This window comes from Tepidanaerobacter sp. GT38 (genome assembly GCF_021991635.1).
GTDB lineage: Bacteria > Bacillota > Thermosediminibacteria > Thermosediminibacterales > Tepidanaerobacteraceae > DTU063.
In genome coordinates, this window is the sequence record NZ_JAFFJA010000013.1 from 33,653 (window position 1) to 50,798 (window position 17,146).

The window sequence follows — 17,146 nt, forward strand, 5'->3', positions numbered from 1 at the left end:
TTTCATTGAAGAAAAAAGTATTGATATTAGCCAACAATGCAGTTGGTTTATATAATTTTAGGTTTGAATTAATTTGTGAACTCATAAAGCAAGGTTTAGAAGTGTATTTTGCAGTTCCTGAACCTAAAGAACACAAAATGGTAAAATTAATTGTAGATGCCGGAGCTAAATATATCCATACTCATATTAATAGAAGGGGTTTAAATCCTTTCGAAGATATAAAACTTATAATTCGATATGTAAAAATTGTTAAAACTGTAAGTCCGGATATAATTTTGACATACACGATCAAACCTAATATTTACGGAAGCTATGTGGCGAGCAAACTTGGCAAGCCGACCATTATGAATGTAACTGGCATTGGTTCTTCGCTTACAAGTGGTAGTTTAAAAATTTTAGTTGAAAGAATGTATAAATATGCCTGTAGTAAAGCAACACTCATCTTTTTCCAAAACAAACATAACCTAGACTTTTTTATTAAAAATAACATAGTTAGCAGTGAAAAAACAGTTTTAATACCTGGTTCAGGGGTTAACATTGAGAAGTATAAACCTGTAGAATGGGATAAAAAGGATAATAATATTAGATTTTTATTCGTTGGTCGGATAATGAAAGAAAAAGGAATAGAGGAATATTTAAAAGTAGCAGAAAAGATAACAAGCAGATATGATCATATAGAATTTCAGATATTAGGACCATTTGAAGAGGAGAAGTATAAAAACCTAATACTATACAACAAAAACAAAAAAATTAATTATCTCGGCAAATCTGATGATGTCAGAAACGAAATAAAAGAAGTTGACTGTATAGTTCATCCTTCATACCATGAAGGCATGTCAAATGTATTATTAGAAGGTGCTGCAATGGGTAAACCTCTTATAGCATCAAACATACCGGGTTGTAAAGAAATTGTAGAAGATGGTTATAATGGATATTTATTTAAAGTGAAATCGGTCGAGTCTTTAGAAGAAAAGTTGGTTCAATTTATAAACTTGGATGACAGCACTAGAAAGCTTATGGGAGAAAATTCTAGAAATAAAGTGGTAAAAGAATTTGACAGAAAAATGGTTGTTGATGAATATATGAGAGCAATAAACGCTGTCATAAAAGAAGGTTGTTAAGATGAACTTATATGAATTAATAAAAAACAGAAAAGAAAAAATCTCTGTAACAGGCCTAGGTTATGTAGGATTACCCCTTGCTATTTCTTTTGCTAAGGTTGCTGAGGTAGTTGGTTATGACACATCAAAAGAAAAAGTTAAGCAGTATCTAAAGGGAATAGATGTTACAAAAGAAGTTGGAGATATAGCTGTAAAGGAAACCACAGCATTTCTGACCTGGGAAGAAAAATATCTGCAAGATTGTAAGTTTCATATTGTAGCTGTACCAACACCAATAAATCCTGATAAAACACCTAATCTTAGACCACTTGTTGAAGCTAGTAAAACTGTAGGCAGAAATCTTACTAAAGGCTCTATTGTTGTATATGAATCTACTGTTTACCCTGGAGTTACAGAAGAAATCTGCATGCCGATATTGGAAGAAGAATCAGGTTTAAAATGCGGTGTGGACTTTAAGGTAGGTTATTCTCCTGAACGAATCAATCCGGGAGATAAGGAACATAGATTAGAAACCATAGTAAAAGTTGTATCAGGCATGGATGAGGAGGCTTTGGAGATTATAGCTAAAGTGTATGAACTAGTAGTAAAAGCAGGAGTATACAAAGCCGAGAGTATAAAAGTTGCAGAAGCTGCAAAAGTTATTGAGAATTCCCAAAGAGATATAAATATTGCTTTTATGAATGAACTTTCTATAATTTTTAATAAGTTGGGTATAGATACAAAAGCAGTGTTAGAAGCCGCAGGAACTAAGTGGAACTTTCTAAAATTTACTCCGGGTCTTGTAGGTGGTCACTGTATTGGAGTAGATCCATATTATCTTACTTATAAAGCCGAACAAATGGGGTATCACTCACAAATCATCCTTGCAGGAAGAAAGATAAATGACGATATGGGGAAATATGTTGCCGAAAACGTTGTAAAAAACATGATAAAGGCAGACAAGCAAATCAAAGGTTCAACAGTAGCAATCTTTGGCGTTACATTTAAAGAAAATTGTCCCGATGTCAGAAATACTAAAGTTGTTGATGTAATTAAAGAACTTGAGGAATATGGTGTAATTGTAAAAGTTGTAGACCCAGTTGCGGATAAAGAAGACTTATGGAAAACCTATGGGATAAAACTATATGACATAGAAGAAATAAATGATGTTGATGCAGTAGTCTTTGCTGTAGCACATGAGAAATTTCAATCAATGAAATTAGAGGATATCAAGAAAATGTATAACAATATATGGAACAATCATCCAGAAGCAATAAAAGAAATTGCTGTGACAGCTGATGAACGAAAAAACGAAAACAAATATGTGTTGATTGATGTAAAGGGAATCTTTGATAGAAAAGAAGCGGAAAAGATGAACTTCCAATATTGGAGGCTTTAAGGTGATGAGTGACTATAAAAAACTAGATACGAGCAAAGTATATCTTGTAACTGGAGCAGCAGGATTTATTGGCTTTCACTTATCAAAAAGATTACTTAATGAAGGTTGCAAAGTTGTAGGCCTGGACAACCTAAATGAATACTATGATGTAAACTTAAAAAAAGCGAGGTTAAATATTTTAAAACAGGAAGAGAATTTCCAATTTGTATATGCAAATTTGGAAGATAAAGAGGCAATAGATAGCACTTTTAAAGATTACCGCATCGATATAGTAGTTAACCTAGCAGCGCAAGCAGGTGTAAGATATAGTCTCAAAGATCCTTATACTTATATAAATTCAAATATCTATGGATTTATGAACATATTAGAAGCCTGTCGACATAATAATGTAGAACATTTAGTATATGCATCATCAAGCAGTGTCTATGGTTCGAACGAAAAAATGCCCTTTTCAACAAGTGATAATGTAGACCATCCAGTAAGTTTATATGCAGCTACTAAGAAATCCAATGAACTAATGGCTCATGTATATAGCCACCTTTATAATATACCGACAACGGGCTTAAGGTTCTTTACAGTTTATGGTCCTTGGGGTAGGCCTGATATGGCACTGTTTATATTTACTAAAGCTATACTAAATAATGAACCTATAAAAGTTTTTAACTACGGTAAAATGGAAAGAGATTTTACGTATATTGATGATATAATTGAAGGAGTAATACGGGTAATAAGCAACCCACCTAAACCAAATAAAAATTATGATAAACTCAATCCGAATCCTAGTACAAGCTATGCTCCATATAAAATATACAACATTGGGAACAACAAACCAGTGCAGTTAATGGAGTTTATAGAGACATTAGAAAAACATCTAGGTAAGAAAGCCCAGAAAGAGTATCTACCACTACAAGCTGGTGATGTTCCTAAAACTTATGCAGATGTTGATGACTTGATAAGAGATGTGGGATTTAAGCCAGATACAAATATTGATGAAGGGATAGGAAAGTTTGTAGAGTGGTATAAAGAGTATTATGGGGTGTAATTCAGATACATGAATAAAATGAAAATTTTACACGTTATAAACAATCTAGGTAGTGGTGGAGCAGAAAAGCTAATTCAAGAATTAGTTCCATTATTGAACCAACAAGAAGGAGTTCTTGTTGATGTTCTTTTATTAAACGATAATAATAATGTGTTTGATAAAGAATTAAAAAATCATGGTATAAAAATTGATGTTGTACCCTTTAGGAATAGAAATCATCCATTAAATATCAGTTATATTAGAAAGTATATAATTAAAGGAAATTATGATATTGTTCATGCACACCTATTTCCAACAATATATTGGGTGGCTATTGCATCTAAACTCATATTAAAACACAAACCAAAATTTGTAATGACAGAGCATAGCACATATAACAAAAGGAGAAAAAAAAGTTACTTTAGATATATAGAGAAATTCATATATTCTAGCTATGATAAGATAATATCTATTAGCCAACAAACACATAATAATCTCATATCATGGATTCAACCAAAAAATAAATTAGATAGGTTTATTATTATTCAAAATGGGATTGTAGTAGAAAAATTCAAAAATGCTTTGCCATACAAAAAGTCAGATATTTGTAAAGAATTTACAGAAGACGTAAGATTAATCTGTATGGCTGGTAGATTTTCAAAATCTAAAGATCAGCAAACTTTAATAAGGGCAATGCAATATCTACCAGAAAATGTACATTTATTGTTAGTGGGAGAAGGGCCTCTCAAAAAAGAGAATATAAAATTAACAAAACAAGTAAAAGTGGAAAATAGAGTTCATTTTCTGGGATTTAGAAATGATATGGAAAGGATACTTAAAACCGTTGATATTGTAGTATTATCTTCCAATTGGGAAGGTTTCGGATTAGCTGCAGTAGAGGGAATGGCAGCGGGAAAACCTGTGATTGCTAGTGATGTGGCTGGATTACGAGAGAATGTAAAAGGGGCAGGAATTTTATTTCAAAAAGGCAATGACAAAGAACTTTCCGAGATAATAAAAAAACTGTTTGTTAACAAGAATAAATATGAAACAGTTTCGCAGCTATGCTTAGAAAGGGCTAATGATTTTACAATTGAAAAGATGGTGAATGAATTAATGACATTATATAATAATATATTAAGATAATATGAAATAAGTTGTTTCATTTAAAAAAATCATGACAAACAAAGGTAAAGCAAAAGTTGTTAATTTCTAATTTAGAAAGAAAAAAGTAACTGTTATATGCCAGAACAAATACAAAAAAATTCTCTATAAATGATTGATATAAAAACTAATGTATTCTATAAAGTTTTAATCCAATTACTATTCAAGGTTTTATTTTGTATAAGACTCTTCTTTATTAAAGCTTCTTACAAAACGTAGTAAGACTAAGTTTATGATGAACTTGTTTTGAAAGTAACTACCGAATTATAAGAAAATGTAAAACTTCTAGGGAGCAGCATAATGAGTATGTCATTCAAAAATAATACTTACAGGGAAAAATATACAATTTTAAAAATCCTATTGATAATAATCTTATTATCAGCCGATGTTGCCAAGACAACCGGTATAGCAAATACAAGTTTCTATTTTGTTATTATTTTATCGTCAGTCTTGATATTGTTATATAATTTATCAACAAACAGATTGAAATTAAAATTTATTAAATCCGAATTCCCCATTTATAGTTCCATATTCGTTATATCCACTTTTATATTATTATACAGTCCAGGGATTAAGAGCCTAATCCATGTCTTAAAATTATTTATAATATTTTATGTTATATATCCCACAATTAGAAGTTATTTTACTGCGAATCAAATAATAGTTGCTTTAAAAATAAACCTAATAATAAACTTTACGATGATTATATTAGGTTTACTTGGAATAGAGTTTGTTTCTAGATTAACTGGGAATTTGCGTGGTTCTACTTTATTAAATTATGCAGGTTCTCTGTACAAAGTGGCATTAATAATAATACCATATTTGTTTTGGGATTTAATTAATATTAAAAAGAATAAGTTTATGAATTTAATCTTAATTATTATTTGCTTATATATCATATCTTATGATGGTTCAAGAACGGGGATATTTAGTTTAATTATATTGTTACTTTTATTTATTGTTTTCTTGTCTATAACGTTTATGAAAAAAGCTAGAATTACATATAGTTCACTTTTTTACAATACTGTTATACTACTTACGCTCGCAGTAGTTGCGGTTAGCAATTACGAAAAAATTGTACATAGCAATGCGTTTATTAGGGCATTTGATACAATTAAACTATTGGTTAATGCTAGTAATATACATGAATTTTTAATCAAAGGAGATTCTTTAAGAGGATATATGATAATAGATGCTATTAAAACAATAAAAAGCAATTATTTGTTTTTTGGCAATGGATTTCAAAGTACAAAAACTAGCGAAACTGTAATCCATAATGCTTATCTTCAGATTTTTGCAGATCTAGGTATTATACCAGCGTTTAACCTAATAATATTAATATTCTATCCTATTGTGTTAGGTGTCAAAAAAATGAAAAATAACATTAGTGTGTTTCCATCGGTAGTAGTTTTAATTCTTTTTTCGTTTTCTTTGTTGCTACATCCCTTTACTGTGCAGGTATCAGATTGGGCATTATACATTATTCCTCTTTCTCTAATGATGATTCTTCTTTCAGAAAACGCATTAACAACTAATAACTAAACCTAGTTCATATTACCCCAATAGTTGGGAGTGATGATTTGTTGAACGTCAAAATAACGGTTTTTACACCAACATACAACAGAGCATACACATTAAGAAGACTGTATAATAGTTTATTAGATCAGAGTTACAAAAATTTCGAGTGGATTATTGTTGACGATGGATCAACTGATAATACACAGGAAGTAATACAAAAGTTTATTGATGAGGGATTTATCAGTATTATTTATTATAAACAAAAAAACGGGGGTAAACACAGAGCCATTAATAAAGGATTAGATCTTGCAAAAGGTGAATTATTTTTCATAGTGGACAGTGATGATTACTTAACTAAAAATTCACTTGAGGTAATAGTAAAAGGTTGGAGTGAAATAAAAAACAAAGATAAATTCTGTGGCATATCTGGATTAAAAGGTTTTACTCCTAGCAAGGTAGTAGGAAATTCGTTGAAAAACTATATAACAGATTGTAGCATACTGGATTATAGATATAAATTTGGTATCAAAGGTGATAAAGCAGAGGTTTTTGTGACAAATATATTAAGAGACAATAAGTTCCCTGAAATAGAAGGAGAGAATTTTATTTCAGAAGCTATTGTTTGGAATCGATTAGGAAGTAAGTATTTAATGCGATGGATAAATGAAATCATATATATTTGTGATTATTTAGATGATGGGTTAACAAGTAAATCAGTATCATTAAGGATAAAGAACATAAAAGGTACACTGTTGTTATATAAATCAAACTTAGAATATGACATACCTTTTAAATATAAGTTAAAAAACTATACAAATTATTATAGATTTTTATTTCATAGTAAACTCCCCAAAATGAACTACATATTAACATTCACTCCCTTAAATGTGTTGGGTATATTAGGAGGATTAATTATGTATGTATTAGATAATTTTAGATTTAGAAAAGAGATTTCAAGTTTGAAATCTTAAAAAAGGTGATATTTACTATATGAATAATTAAAATTTAGTATCATTTGATATGGTATTATTTTACACTGACAGTATTTTGATAATCTGAAGACAGTTTTGAATAAATAACGGAGCAAAGTCAAATGAAAAAAATGGCAATATTTTTAATGATAATAACAATATTTTCAAAAATAGTTGGGTTTGGTAGGGAAATAACCCTATCATATTTTTATGGTGCATCTAATATAAGTGATGCCTTCTTAATATCGCTTACTATTCCAAGTGTAATATTTTCTTTTATTGGAACAGGTATATCTACAGGCTACATTCCCTTATACAGTGAGATTGAGCAAGAGCATGGGGAAAAAGAAGGAAATAGATATACAAACAATCTTGTAAATATATTACTGATGATGTGTACAGGCATCATTGTCTTTTGTCTCTTATTTACAGACCACGTAGTAAGGATATTTGCATCAGGTTTTAAAGGAGATACATTAGTATTAGCAGTAAAATTTACGAGGATAAGTTTATTTGGTATATATTTTACAGGGCTATTGTCCATTTTTAAAGGATTCCTTCAATTAAAAGAAAACTATGTTGTTCCAGCCCTGATTGGATTTCCCATGAATTTTTTTATCATACTATCCATATTGTTAAGTTTTAAGACAAATATATCGGTGCTTGCTATAGGAAGCGTGATAGCAACTGCATCTCAGCTAGCATTATTAGTGCCTTTTGTGCGTAAAGAAGGATATAGATATAAATTTGTTTTAGATACAAAAGATGAATATATTAGAAAAATGCTCAGCATAGCACTGCCTGTTATTATAGGTGTGTCAGTAAATCAGATTAATGTGCTTGTTGATAAGACTTTAGCCTCCGGCATAGCGATAGGTGGAATATCAGCATTAAATTATGCCGAAAAGCTCAATGGTTTTGTTCAAGGATTATTTGTTATGACTATAGCAGCAGTTATGTATCCTATGATAGCTAAAATGGCAGCGCAAAGCAATTTTGACGGTCTCAAAAAATCAGTATCTGAAGCTATAAATTTAATCAATTTATTTGTAATACCCGCTACAGTTGGGGCTATGATATTTGCTGAGCCGGTAGTGAAACTGTTATTTGGAAGAGGAGCTTTTGATACTGTTGCCATATCTATGACTTCTAATGCTTTATTTTTCTATTCTATAGGAATGGTAGGTGTTGGCTTAAGAGAGATATTATCTAGAGCTTTCTATTCATTACAAGACACCAAGACGCCAATGATTAATGCTGCTATAGCTCTAACAATTAACATTATCTTAAATATAATACTATCAAAATTTTTAGGAATAGCTGGTCTAGCATTAGCCACAAGTATATCAGCTATATTTTGCACGGGATTGCTTTTTATTAGCCTTAGAAAAAAAATTGGCTCCTTTGGCATGAAAAACACTACTATATCCTTTATAAAAATTCTAGCATCATCCCTTGCAATGGGTGTAGTGGCTTATCTTGCATATAATATGTTGCTTTTATATTTCAGTGGTAACTTATCTTTGATGATTTCAATATGTATAGGTGCTTTAGTGTATTTTGTTATTATATATTTTATGAGGATAGACGAGGTAGATTCCTTGGTAAATTCAGCCAAGAAAAAACTTAAATCATATGCAGTAAATGGTATAATAAAAAAGTATAATATCGTCAAGAGGAGTTTTAAAAAGTGAAGGCTGCACTGCGCAAGATATTCATGGCAATTATAGATATTTGCATAATAAATATCTCATTATATTTATCCTTTGTTTTGCGGTTTGAAAATGATATTCCGGAGCAATTTTTTACATTATTTAAAGAAACTCATGTTGTAGTAACTGTCATAGCTCTCTGTAGTTTCTTGGTTTTCAATCTATATAATCGCATTTGGAAATATGCCAGTGTAAATGAGCTTATTGCTATAGTACTTGCTACGTCTTTTAGTTCACTGACTACGTTAGGATATACCTTTATGATAAGGAGAACTTTTCCGCGTAGCATATACATACTTTTTTGGCTTTTGCTTACTACATTTACCGGAGGCAGTAGGTTTATCTTAAAGACCTTTAACGGTGTTACACCTATTCTGCGAAGAGTTGAAGGTATCCGAAATGTTATGGTCATTGGTGCCGGTGAAGCAGGCTCAATGGTTATTCAGGAGTTTAAAAGGCATCCTGATCTTAAGATGAGACCTGTTGTTTTAATTGATGATGATATAAATAAACACGGCATGCGCATTCATGGGGTTAGAGTTTTTGGAGGCCGCAATATTATTCCTGAAATAGTCCAGAAAAAGAATATTAAGGAAATAGTAATAGCCATGCCATCTATTGATAGGCTCCAGATTAGGGAGATAGTAAATATTTGCAGTGAGACCAAGTGCAAGTTAAGGATTTTGCCGGGAGTTTATGAACTGCTTGATGGGAAAGTAAGTGTAAAACGGCTTAGGGATGTAAAAATAGAGGACCTTTTGGGTAGGGAACCGGTCAAGATTAACCTTGAAGAGATTTCCGAATACTTAAAAGACAAAGTGGTCTTAGTTACGGGCGGCGGTGGTTCTATAGGTTCGGAGCTTTGTCGCCAGATAGCGAGGTTTGAGCCTAAAGAGCTTTTGATTTTTGATATCAGCGAAAACAATATCTATAATCTGGAGTTTGATTTAAAGAATTTATTTCCTGATTTAAAATACACAGCTTTAATAGGAAGTATAAGAGACAGGGCAAGACTTGAATACATATTTGATAAATACAGGCCCAATGTGGTCTTTCATGCTGCAGCTCATAAACACGTTCCTCTGATGGAGCTAAACGCCACAGAAGCCATAAAAAATAATGTCTTCGGAACGTTAAATGTGGCGGAGCTGGCAGATAAGTATAATGCTGAAAGGTTTACACTAATATCTACAGACAAGGCAGTAAATCCCACCAACATAATGGGAGCGTCAAAGCGGATTGCGGAGATAATCATTCAGATAATGTCTATGAAGAGCAGCACGGTTTATTCCGCTGTAAGATTTGGCAACGTCTTGGGAAGTGAGGGGAGTGTAGTTCCCTTATTTAAAAAACAAATTGAAAGCGGAGGGCCTGTAACAGTTACCCATCCTGAAGTTATACGATACTTCATGACAATTCCTGAAGCGGTGCAGCTGGTAATACAGGCAGGAGCTATGGCCAAGGGCGGGGAAATATTTATACTTGACATGGGAGAGCCGGTAAAAATAGCAGACCTTGCACGAGATATGATAAGACTTTCAGGCCTTGAGCCTGATGTGGATATAGATATAAAGTACATAGGCCTTAGGCCAGGTGAAAAACTTTATGAGGAACTGCTGCTAAATGAAGAAGGCTTAACAGCTACTAAATATAAAAAGATATACATAGCAAAACCAACTTTTCACAATGGAGGGACCTTTGAAAAGGAACTGTCGAATTTAAAAGAGCTGCTCTTTAACTCTAATGCGGAAGTTAAGGATGTAATAAAGCGGATAGTGCCCAACTATAGATCAAATGATGAAGTGGGAATAAAGGCAAAGTGAATTTAATATCAATCAAAAAAGCCAGGAGAAAAATCCTGGCTTTTGTTATTCCAATAGAAAATTTTCTATGATAAAATCAGATTTCAATTTTTCCATGTTTACTTTCCCATTCTTTTACATGTTGCTCGATTAGAAACTCAATCTGCATAGATATTGAACGCTTATTTTCAGCTGCTATGTATTTAATTTTTTCAAAGTTTTCTTCATTTAAACGAAGTGTGAACTGCCTTTTATTTGTAGCCATAAATTGCTTTTCCTCCTAAACCGTTTTCCATAAAAAATCAAAAAAGGTATTGACATCAAGGTGAATTCACTATATACTAATAAGCGAGTGAATTCACTTTGAATTTAAAATGAATTCATTCATATAGAAAAACTTAACCGCAGTAATAACCTATTTACATAAAATGGAATCATAATATAAAAAGGTGATTACATGAAAGCTCAAATTGTCCTATTGAGCTTTCATGCATGCAAAAACAAAAAAATAAAGAAAATTTTATGGGCAATTAAATTATATCAACAACTTGTATTAAAAACAAGGTTATATTACTGCGGGCGTTTTAGTAGATGGGGGGTGGTAGTGGGGCCAGAATTGTTTTTTGGGACAAGCAATTTTAGAAAAAAGAATATGGGGAGGAGATATTATGAAAAAACGGAGTTTGTTGTTATTGCTTTCAGTGGTATTTTTGTGCTTGGTTATTCTGACTGCCTGCTCAAATTCTGATCAGTCTGCAGCATTATCTGAGCAGCAAACTGATGGTTCTTCTCAACAAGAGGAAAAATCAATCAATATTCGTTGGGGCAATGTTTTTGCACCAGAAATGCCTTTTAACCAAGGGACCCGAAGATTTAAAGAGCTGGTGGAAACCGAGTCTAATGGAAGAATTACTGTAGACCTGTTTCCTGGTGCTCAATTAGGCAACAACAATGAACTTATGGGAATGCTCACCGAAGGCACAAATCAAATGGGCAATGAAGGCGGCGGATTTCTTGCACAGTGGGCACCAAAGTTTCTTGTCAGTGAAGCAGTATATGCCTTTAGAGACATTGACCACATGCTAAAAGTTATGAATAGCGAGATAGGCCAGGAAATGTTTGACCAATTACTTGAATCACGAGGCGTTCGCGTAATAGATGTCTGGTACTATGGGACAAGACATATCAGTGCAAAAAAGCTAATTAACACACCTGAGGACTTGCAGGGGGTAAAAATGAGAGTTCCAGATGGGCCTTTGTATATAGAAAATGGCAAAGCTCTTGGGGCCAATCCTACGCCTATGACCCTTTCAGAAGTTTATATGGCACTGCATACAGGTGTCATTGATGCTCAGGAAAATCCTCTTCCAACTATATATCAAAACAAATTCCATGAAGTGCAGGATTATATCATCTTAACGGGTCATAACTACAATTTTAACGTGATAATGGTTAACGAAGAATTTTGGAATTCCCTTTCAAAAAGTGACCAAGACCTCATCGTAAGATGCGTAAAGGAAGCGGGAGAATATCAAAAGCAAATTGCCTTACAAGAGGAAGAAGCCCTTATCTCCATATTTCAAGAAGAAGGTATAACCATTCACACCCCGGATATTGAGGCTTTTAAAACCAGAGCAAGGGAGCATCTTGTGAAGCGATTTGCTTCAGAGTGGGGAGAAGGATTCTACGAGAGCATTCAAAACTTCTAATAATTTTATAGAGGGTAGATGAGATGAAAAAAGTCAATAGCATATCAGAAGTTATCATCAAGGCTTCAAATATTGTTTGCAGTTTCTTGTGTATTGCATTGATAGTCTTAATGGTTGGTTCTACATTTTTGCAAATAGTTTTCCGGAAATTGTTCAATTCCCCCTTATCTTGGACTGAGGAGTTTTCCAGATTGGCATTTGTGTGGATTAACTGCTTGGGAAGTGCAATTGCAATTCACACAAAAAGTCACATACATTTAGAATATTTGGTTGAAAACCTATTTTCAAAAAGCTTTCAGGAGATCTTACGGATTGTACACAATGCTGTTATAGTGATGTTCTTTGTATGGGTAGCTGCTCCCACATTGCAACTGGTCAAGACAATGAATACTATTCCGTCTCCGTCTCTTTCCTTGCCTTCAGGTCTTCCGCATTTAGGATTTTTAATTGGCGGTGTTGCCATTATATTTGCTGCAATAGGAGATAGCATGGAAGCCTTTACTGAATTATCAACGCGGGGGAGGGAATGAATTGTCATTTGAGTTAGCTGTTTTTCTACTGGTGTTTACCATATTATTTGCCCTCAAGGCGCCAATCTGGGCCTCCTTGTTAATTTCCTCATCCACATATATTTTGCTGACTGGAGAACAATTAAGTTTAATTGCAAGAAAAACTGTAGCTGGGATGGACAGTTTTGTGCTAATGGCTATACCTATGTTCATATTAGCTGCTGAGCTGATGAACTGCTGTGATATAACCACACATTTATTTAACTTTGCCAAATCAATTGTTGGTTGGATACCAGGTGGAATGGCAAATGCCAATGTTCTTGCCAGTATGTTGTTTGCAGGCATGTCCGGTTCCTCTGCTGCAGATGTGGCAGGTCTCGGGACAATGGAAATTAAGGCAATGACTGATGATGGATATGACAAAGCTTTTAGCGCCGCAGTAACGGCAGCTTCATCCACAGTAGGGCCAATTATTCCTCCCAGTATTCCAATGGTTGTATACAGCTCAATTACTGGTGCATCAATCGGAAAACTGTTTTTGGGAGGAGTCATCCCGGGAATTTTGATGGGCATAGCCATGATGGTCATATGTTATTTGCAAGCTATAAAACGCAATTATCCCCGCTTGAGTTCCATATCTCTACGTAACATAGTAGAAGCATTTATAAAGGCTCTGCCGGGCCTCATTGCTCCAGTGATTTTATTTGTGGGTATCTACACAGGCTATTTTACACCTACAGAGGCGGCTGCAGTGGCTGCAATTTACGCCCTTGCAATTGGAGTTTTCCTGTATAAAAACATATCCCTTCAGCAATTAAGGGATATCTTAATAAAAACAGCTGTAAATACTGCAATAGTTCTATTTATAATTGGAGCGGCTAACTTATTCGGATACGTTTTAACATCGGAGCAGATTCCGATAAAATTGACTGGCAGTTTACTTACAATTAGTGAGAACCCTTATGTGATGCTGCTGATATTTAATATTATATTTCTCATTTTAGGCTGTTTCATGGAAATAAATGCGATAATGTTAATATTTCTTCCCGTTATTTTGCCTGTTTTAAAGAGTCTAAATATAGACCTTGTCCATTTCGGTGTTATTACGGTGTTTAATCTAATGATTGGGACCATTACTCCTCCATTTGGCATGATGCTTTATATGTCTGCAGCTATTGCCGATGAACCTTTGCATAAGGTAATCAGTGAATTAGTGCCATTTTTTATAGTGCTTATATCAGTATTGCTGTTAATTACTTACGTGCCAGGTTTAGTACTATTCTTGCCTAATCTGATTGTATAAAAATTTGTGAAGGAGTTGATATATATGAAGAAAAGGTTATTAGTGTCGCCGGGAAAAAACGGCATGAGAGAGCTTCACGTAGAGGAAATGGATATTCCATGTTCAGATGAAGAATTAGATCTGTCTCTTGATAATATGGATATCTTTTACTTTGTAGTGTCGGGATACGGCACCTTAAAAGTTGAGGGGTATATCCATTCTCTTTCGCCCCAAACAGGGGTATTTATTCCGGCGAACAGTGACCATTATTTGTCAAATACCGGGAATGTGGACATGAAGATAATCCGTTACTATACAAAAGGAGGTAGGTAAAATGGGTGCAAACATAAAACTTTTAAAACTTCATGAGACACGTCGCGAAGATGAAACTACACGCATGTCGCGGAATTTTGTAAAGAGGAAGGAATTTAATTGTGCAACTTTTAATAGCGGCGATTATGGAACATATTTAAGTGGCGGATTTGTTCCGGAACATACTCATAGTGACATAGAAGAAGTGTTTTATTTCACCCGCGGATCTGGAATAGTAATCCTTGACGGGAAAGAAATTCCGGTATCAGCAGGGGATGTTATATGTGTGCCACCAGGTGTTCGACATGGAATTAAGAACAATGGCCTTGATGTCCTAGAGCATATTGTTTGCTCGGCGAAGATATGAGGGGGTGCTGCTATGCATGCAAAAATCCACATTCTTGCAGTGGCTGAGCAGGCAATTCCGGTAAAAGCGATTTACAACAATGTGGGTGACTATGGAGAAGTCCTTAAAGACGTAGAAAACACGTGTGAAGTAGAGTGGTCAGACGGAACTGTAAGCACGGGAATCAAGCACTGCTGCTGTGTCTACTATATCGAAGATGAGGATAAGAAGATTTTAGTTGACACTGGAGTTGGCGATTTTGAAAGGATTAGAAAAATAAGAGACGAACGTGGAGATAGATATTATTTAAAAGAACTGGAATCCCTAGATGAAAAATTGGCAGCCTTGAATGTGACTCCTGGAGATATTGATATAGTGATAAATACCCATTTGCACTGGGATCATATTGGCGGGAATACTATTTTCCCAAATGCTAAGTTTATTATGCCAGCTGCCGACATACCTTTAGCCCTGACAGCCCCCAAGTGGGCACCGCATTTTTTCCCGGGAATGAGAGACTGCATTACTAAAGTTGCAGACAGAACTATAGCCGTGGATGGTGATAAAAAAATCAGCAACTGTGTGTCAGTAAAGTGGCTGGGAGGCCATACACCTGGAAGCCAAGCTGTTTTAGTTAAAACAAAAATCGGGACAGTAGCCCTTGCCGGCGACGTAGTTTGCAAATATGAAAATTGGAACAACAATTGGATAGGACCAGGGGGAAACATATGGAACCTAGGCCAATTAGTTAAAGCATACGAAACTTTACGCATGTGTTCGGATGTTGTCGTTCCCGGCCATGACTGGCGAGTGTTTAAAGTATTCCCCAACGGCATAATCGGATAACGCAATTTTGGGACGTGTGAATAAAAGGGACTGCTACAAAATTCATTTCAATGAATATTTTGTAGTAGTCCCAAATTATTCCAATTATAGCGGTGTATCCTACCAACATAATGGGAGCATCGAAGCGAATTGCAGAAATTATCATACAGATTGAGCCTGATGTGGATATAGAAATAAAGTACATAGGCCTTTGACCGGGTGAAAAACTTTATGAGGACTATTACTTAATGAAGAAGGAATAACGGCCACTAAGTATAAAAAGATATACATAGCAAAGCCCACATTTACCAATGGCGAGACCTTTGAAAAGGAACTGTCAAATTTAAGGGAGCTACTTTTTAATTCCAATTCAGAAGTTAAAGATATCATAAAGCGGATAGTGCCCAACTATAGATCAAATGATGAAGTGGGAATAGAGGCGAAGTGAAGCAGGAAAACTAATGGGGTGGAGAAATCCACCCTTTATTATATTAAGAAAAGAATATATAATAAATATTAATAACTTTCAAAGGAGGCCATAGAATGTACAAACCTACCGGTTCCTGGGTAGCAATACCTACTCCTTTTAATGAATCAGGCTCCATCGATTGGAAGGGTTTTGAAGTATTAATAGACCACCATAAAAAACACGGCACATCTCTGCTGCTGGTAATGGGTTCTGCAGGGGAAGTGACGATGCTGTCTGCAGACGAGAGAAAGGAAATCGTGAGAAGAGTTACTAAGTATGCAAAGGGCAAAATACCGGTATTTTTCGGTGCCACATTTCCCACTACGGAGGAAACAATAAAGTTCAGTCAGTTCGCTGAGGCAGAAGGGGCTGATGGGTTAGTCTATACTGCTCCGCCATACCTGCTTCCTCCTCAAACTGCTCTGGCAGAGCATTTGCTGGCTTGTGCCAAGTCCGTATCTATTCCTGTAGCCATTTACAATAACCCCAGCCGGGTGGGGGTATATATAGAACCAGACACCATTGGAAGATTAGCCGATGAATGTCCCAATTTTGTGGCGGACAAAGAGGCCATGCCCAGCGTTCAACACTTGGTAGAGGTTAAACGTCGGGTTGGGGATAGAGTCCATATATTATGCTGCGATTTTCCAAAATACTCCATCATTCTTCCCACACTGGCTATCGGAGGGCATGGGGCTGCCAATATCGGTGGCAATATAATTCCTGAAGAAATGGCTCTGATATCAAGGCCCTGGGACAGTATAGATAAAGTGGAGGAAAGCCGTAGGCTCTACTTTAAATATTACCCGCTGTTAGAAGCTTTGTACTGGTTCTCTAATCCCATTGTCATAAAGGCAGCTTTAAATATCCTGGGACTTCCCGCAGGAAAGCCACGCAGACCGTATCCCGAACTGGTAGGAGAAAAACTCGAACAGTTGAAGACGATGATGAGAGAAATGGGCATTATAGAAAAGTACGGCTGCAAATAAAAAGGTACTTAAGGAGGG

16 protein-coding genes are annotated in these 17,146 nt (G+C 34.7%); 15 read left to right on the forward strand and 1 reads right to left on the reverse strand.

Annotated elements, in window-relative coordinates:
* Positions 1–5 precede the first annotated feature (5 nt).
* From JT739_RS02740 to JT739_RS02775, 8 genes are all read left to right on the forward strand, one after another.
* Positions 6–1,121, forward strand: a complete 1,116-nt coding sequence (locus tag JT739_RS02740) for a glycosyltransferase family 4 protein (RefSeq protein ID WP_237659558.1) — start codon at positions 6–8, stop codon at positions 1,119–1,121.
* A gap of 1 nt (position 1,122) precedes the next feature.
* The gene (locus JT739_RS02745) at positions 1,123–2,499 is read left to right on the forward strand and encodes a nucleotide sugar dehydrogenase (RefSeq protein ID WP_237659559.1); all 1,377 of its coding nucleotides are present in this window, start codon (positions 1,123–1,125) and stop codon (positions 2,497–2,499) included.
* 4 nt (positions 2,500–2,503) lie between these two features.
* On the forward strand, positions 2,504–3,541 hold the full coding sequence (locus JT739_RS02750) for an NAD-dependent epimerase (RefSeq protein WP_237659560.1): 1,038 nt from the start codon (positions 2,504–2,506) through the stop codon (positions 3,539–3,541).
* A 9-nt stretch (positions 3,542–3,550) separates the two neighbouring features.
* Positions 3,551–4,666: a glycosyltransferase gene (locus JT739_RS02755; RefSeq protein ID WP_237659561.1), complete on the forward strand. Its 1,116-nt coding sequence runs from the start codon at positions 3,551–3,553 to the stop codon at positions 4,664–4,666.
* 318 nt (positions 4,667–4,984) lie between these two features.
* Positions 4,985–6,226 (forward strand): O-antigen ligase family protein, encoded by a 1,242-nt coding sequence (locus JT739_RS02760; RefSeq protein ID WP_237659562.1) that lies wholly within the window; start codon positions 4,985–4,987, stop codon positions 6,224–6,226.
* Between the two features lie 41 nt (positions 6,227–6,267).
* Positions 6,268–7,173, forward strand: a complete 906-nt coding sequence (locus tag JT739_RS02765; protein WP_237659563.1) for a glycosyltransferase family A protein — start codon at positions 6,268–6,270, stop codon at positions 7,171–7,173.
* 122 nt (positions 7,174–7,295) lie between these two features.
* Positions 7,296–8,867 carry a murein biosynthesis integral membrane protein MurJ gene (murJ, locus tag JT739_RS02770; RefSeq protein WP_237659564.1) on the forward strand — a complete coding sequence of 524 codons (1,572 nt, stop codon included), beginning with the start codon at positions 7,296–7,298 and terminating at the stop codon, positions 8,865–8,867.
* Positions 8,864–10,708: a nucleoside-diphosphate sugar epimerase/dehydratase gene (locus JT739_RS02775; RefSeq protein ID WP_237659565.1), complete on the forward strand. Its 1,845-nt coding sequence runs from the start codon at positions 8,864–8,866 to the stop codon at positions 10,706–10,708. Before murJ ends, JT739_RS02775 begins: the two co-directional genes overlap by 4 nt.
* A 76-nt stretch (positions 10,709–10,784) precedes the next feature.
* Here JT739_RS02775 and JT739_RS02780 read toward each other — a convergent pair whose 3' ends face one another.
* On the reverse strand, positions 10,785–10,952 hold the full coding sequence (locus JT739_RS02780; protein WP_237659566.1) for an Arc family DNA-binding protein: 168 nt from the start codon (positions 10,950–10,952) through the stop codon (positions 10,785–10,787).
* A 403-nt stretch (positions 10,953–11,355) separates the two neighbouring features.
* On the opposite strand from JT739_RS02780, the gene JT739_RS02785 reads away from it, so the two are divergent.
* The 7 genes from JT739_RS02785 to JT739_RS02815 all read left to right on the forward strand — a co-directional run bounded on the left by JT739_RS02785 (position 11,356) and on the right by JT739_RS02815 (position 17,128).
* Positions 11,356–12,396: a sialic acid TRAP transporter substrate-binding protein SiaP gene (locus tag JT739_RS02785; RefSeq protein ID WP_237659567.1), complete on the forward strand. Its 1,041-nt coding sequence runs from the start codon at positions 11,356–11,358 to the stop codon at positions 12,394–12,396.
* Positions 12,397–12,419: 23 nt separating this feature from the next.
* Positions 12,420–12,926, forward strand: a complete 507-nt coding sequence (locus JT739_RS02790) for a TRAP transporter small permease (RefSeq protein WP_237659568.1) — start codon at positions 12,420–12,422, stop codon at positions 12,924–12,926.
* 1 nt (position 12,927) lies between these two features.
* A complete protein-coding gene (locus tag JT739_RS02795; protein WP_237659569.1) occupies positions 12,928–14,208 on the forward strand; it encodes a TRAP transporter large permease in 1,281 nt (426 codons plus the stop codon).
* 24 nt (positions 14,209–14,232) lie between these two features.
* Positions 14,233–14,520, forward strand: coding sequence for a cupin domain-containing protein (locus tag JT739_RS02800; RefSeq protein WP_237659570.1), 288 nt, complete (start codon positions 14,233–14,235; stop codon positions 14,518–14,520).
* 1 nt (position 14,521) lies between these two features.
* Complete coding sequence (locus JT739_RS02805; protein ID WP_237659571.1) at positions 14,522–14,866, forward strand: cupin domain-containing protein; 345 nt, start codon at positions 14,522–14,524, stop codon at positions 14,864–14,866.
* 12 nt (positions 14,867–14,878) lie between these two features.
* Positions 14,879–15,691 (forward strand): N-acyl homoserine lactonase family protein, encoded by an 813-nt coding sequence (locus JT739_RS02810; RefSeq protein WP_237659572.1) that lies wholly within the window; start codon positions 14,879–14,881, stop codon positions 15,689–15,691.
* A gap of 522 nt (positions 15,692–16,213) precedes the next feature.
* The gene (locus tag JT739_RS02815) at positions 16,214–17,128 is read left to right on the forward strand and encodes a dihydrodipicolinate synthase family protein (RefSeq protein WP_237659573.1); all 915 of its coding nucleotides are present in this window, start codon (positions 16,214–16,216) and stop codon (positions 17,126–17,128) included.
* Positions 17,129–17,146 lie beyond the last annotated feature (18 nt).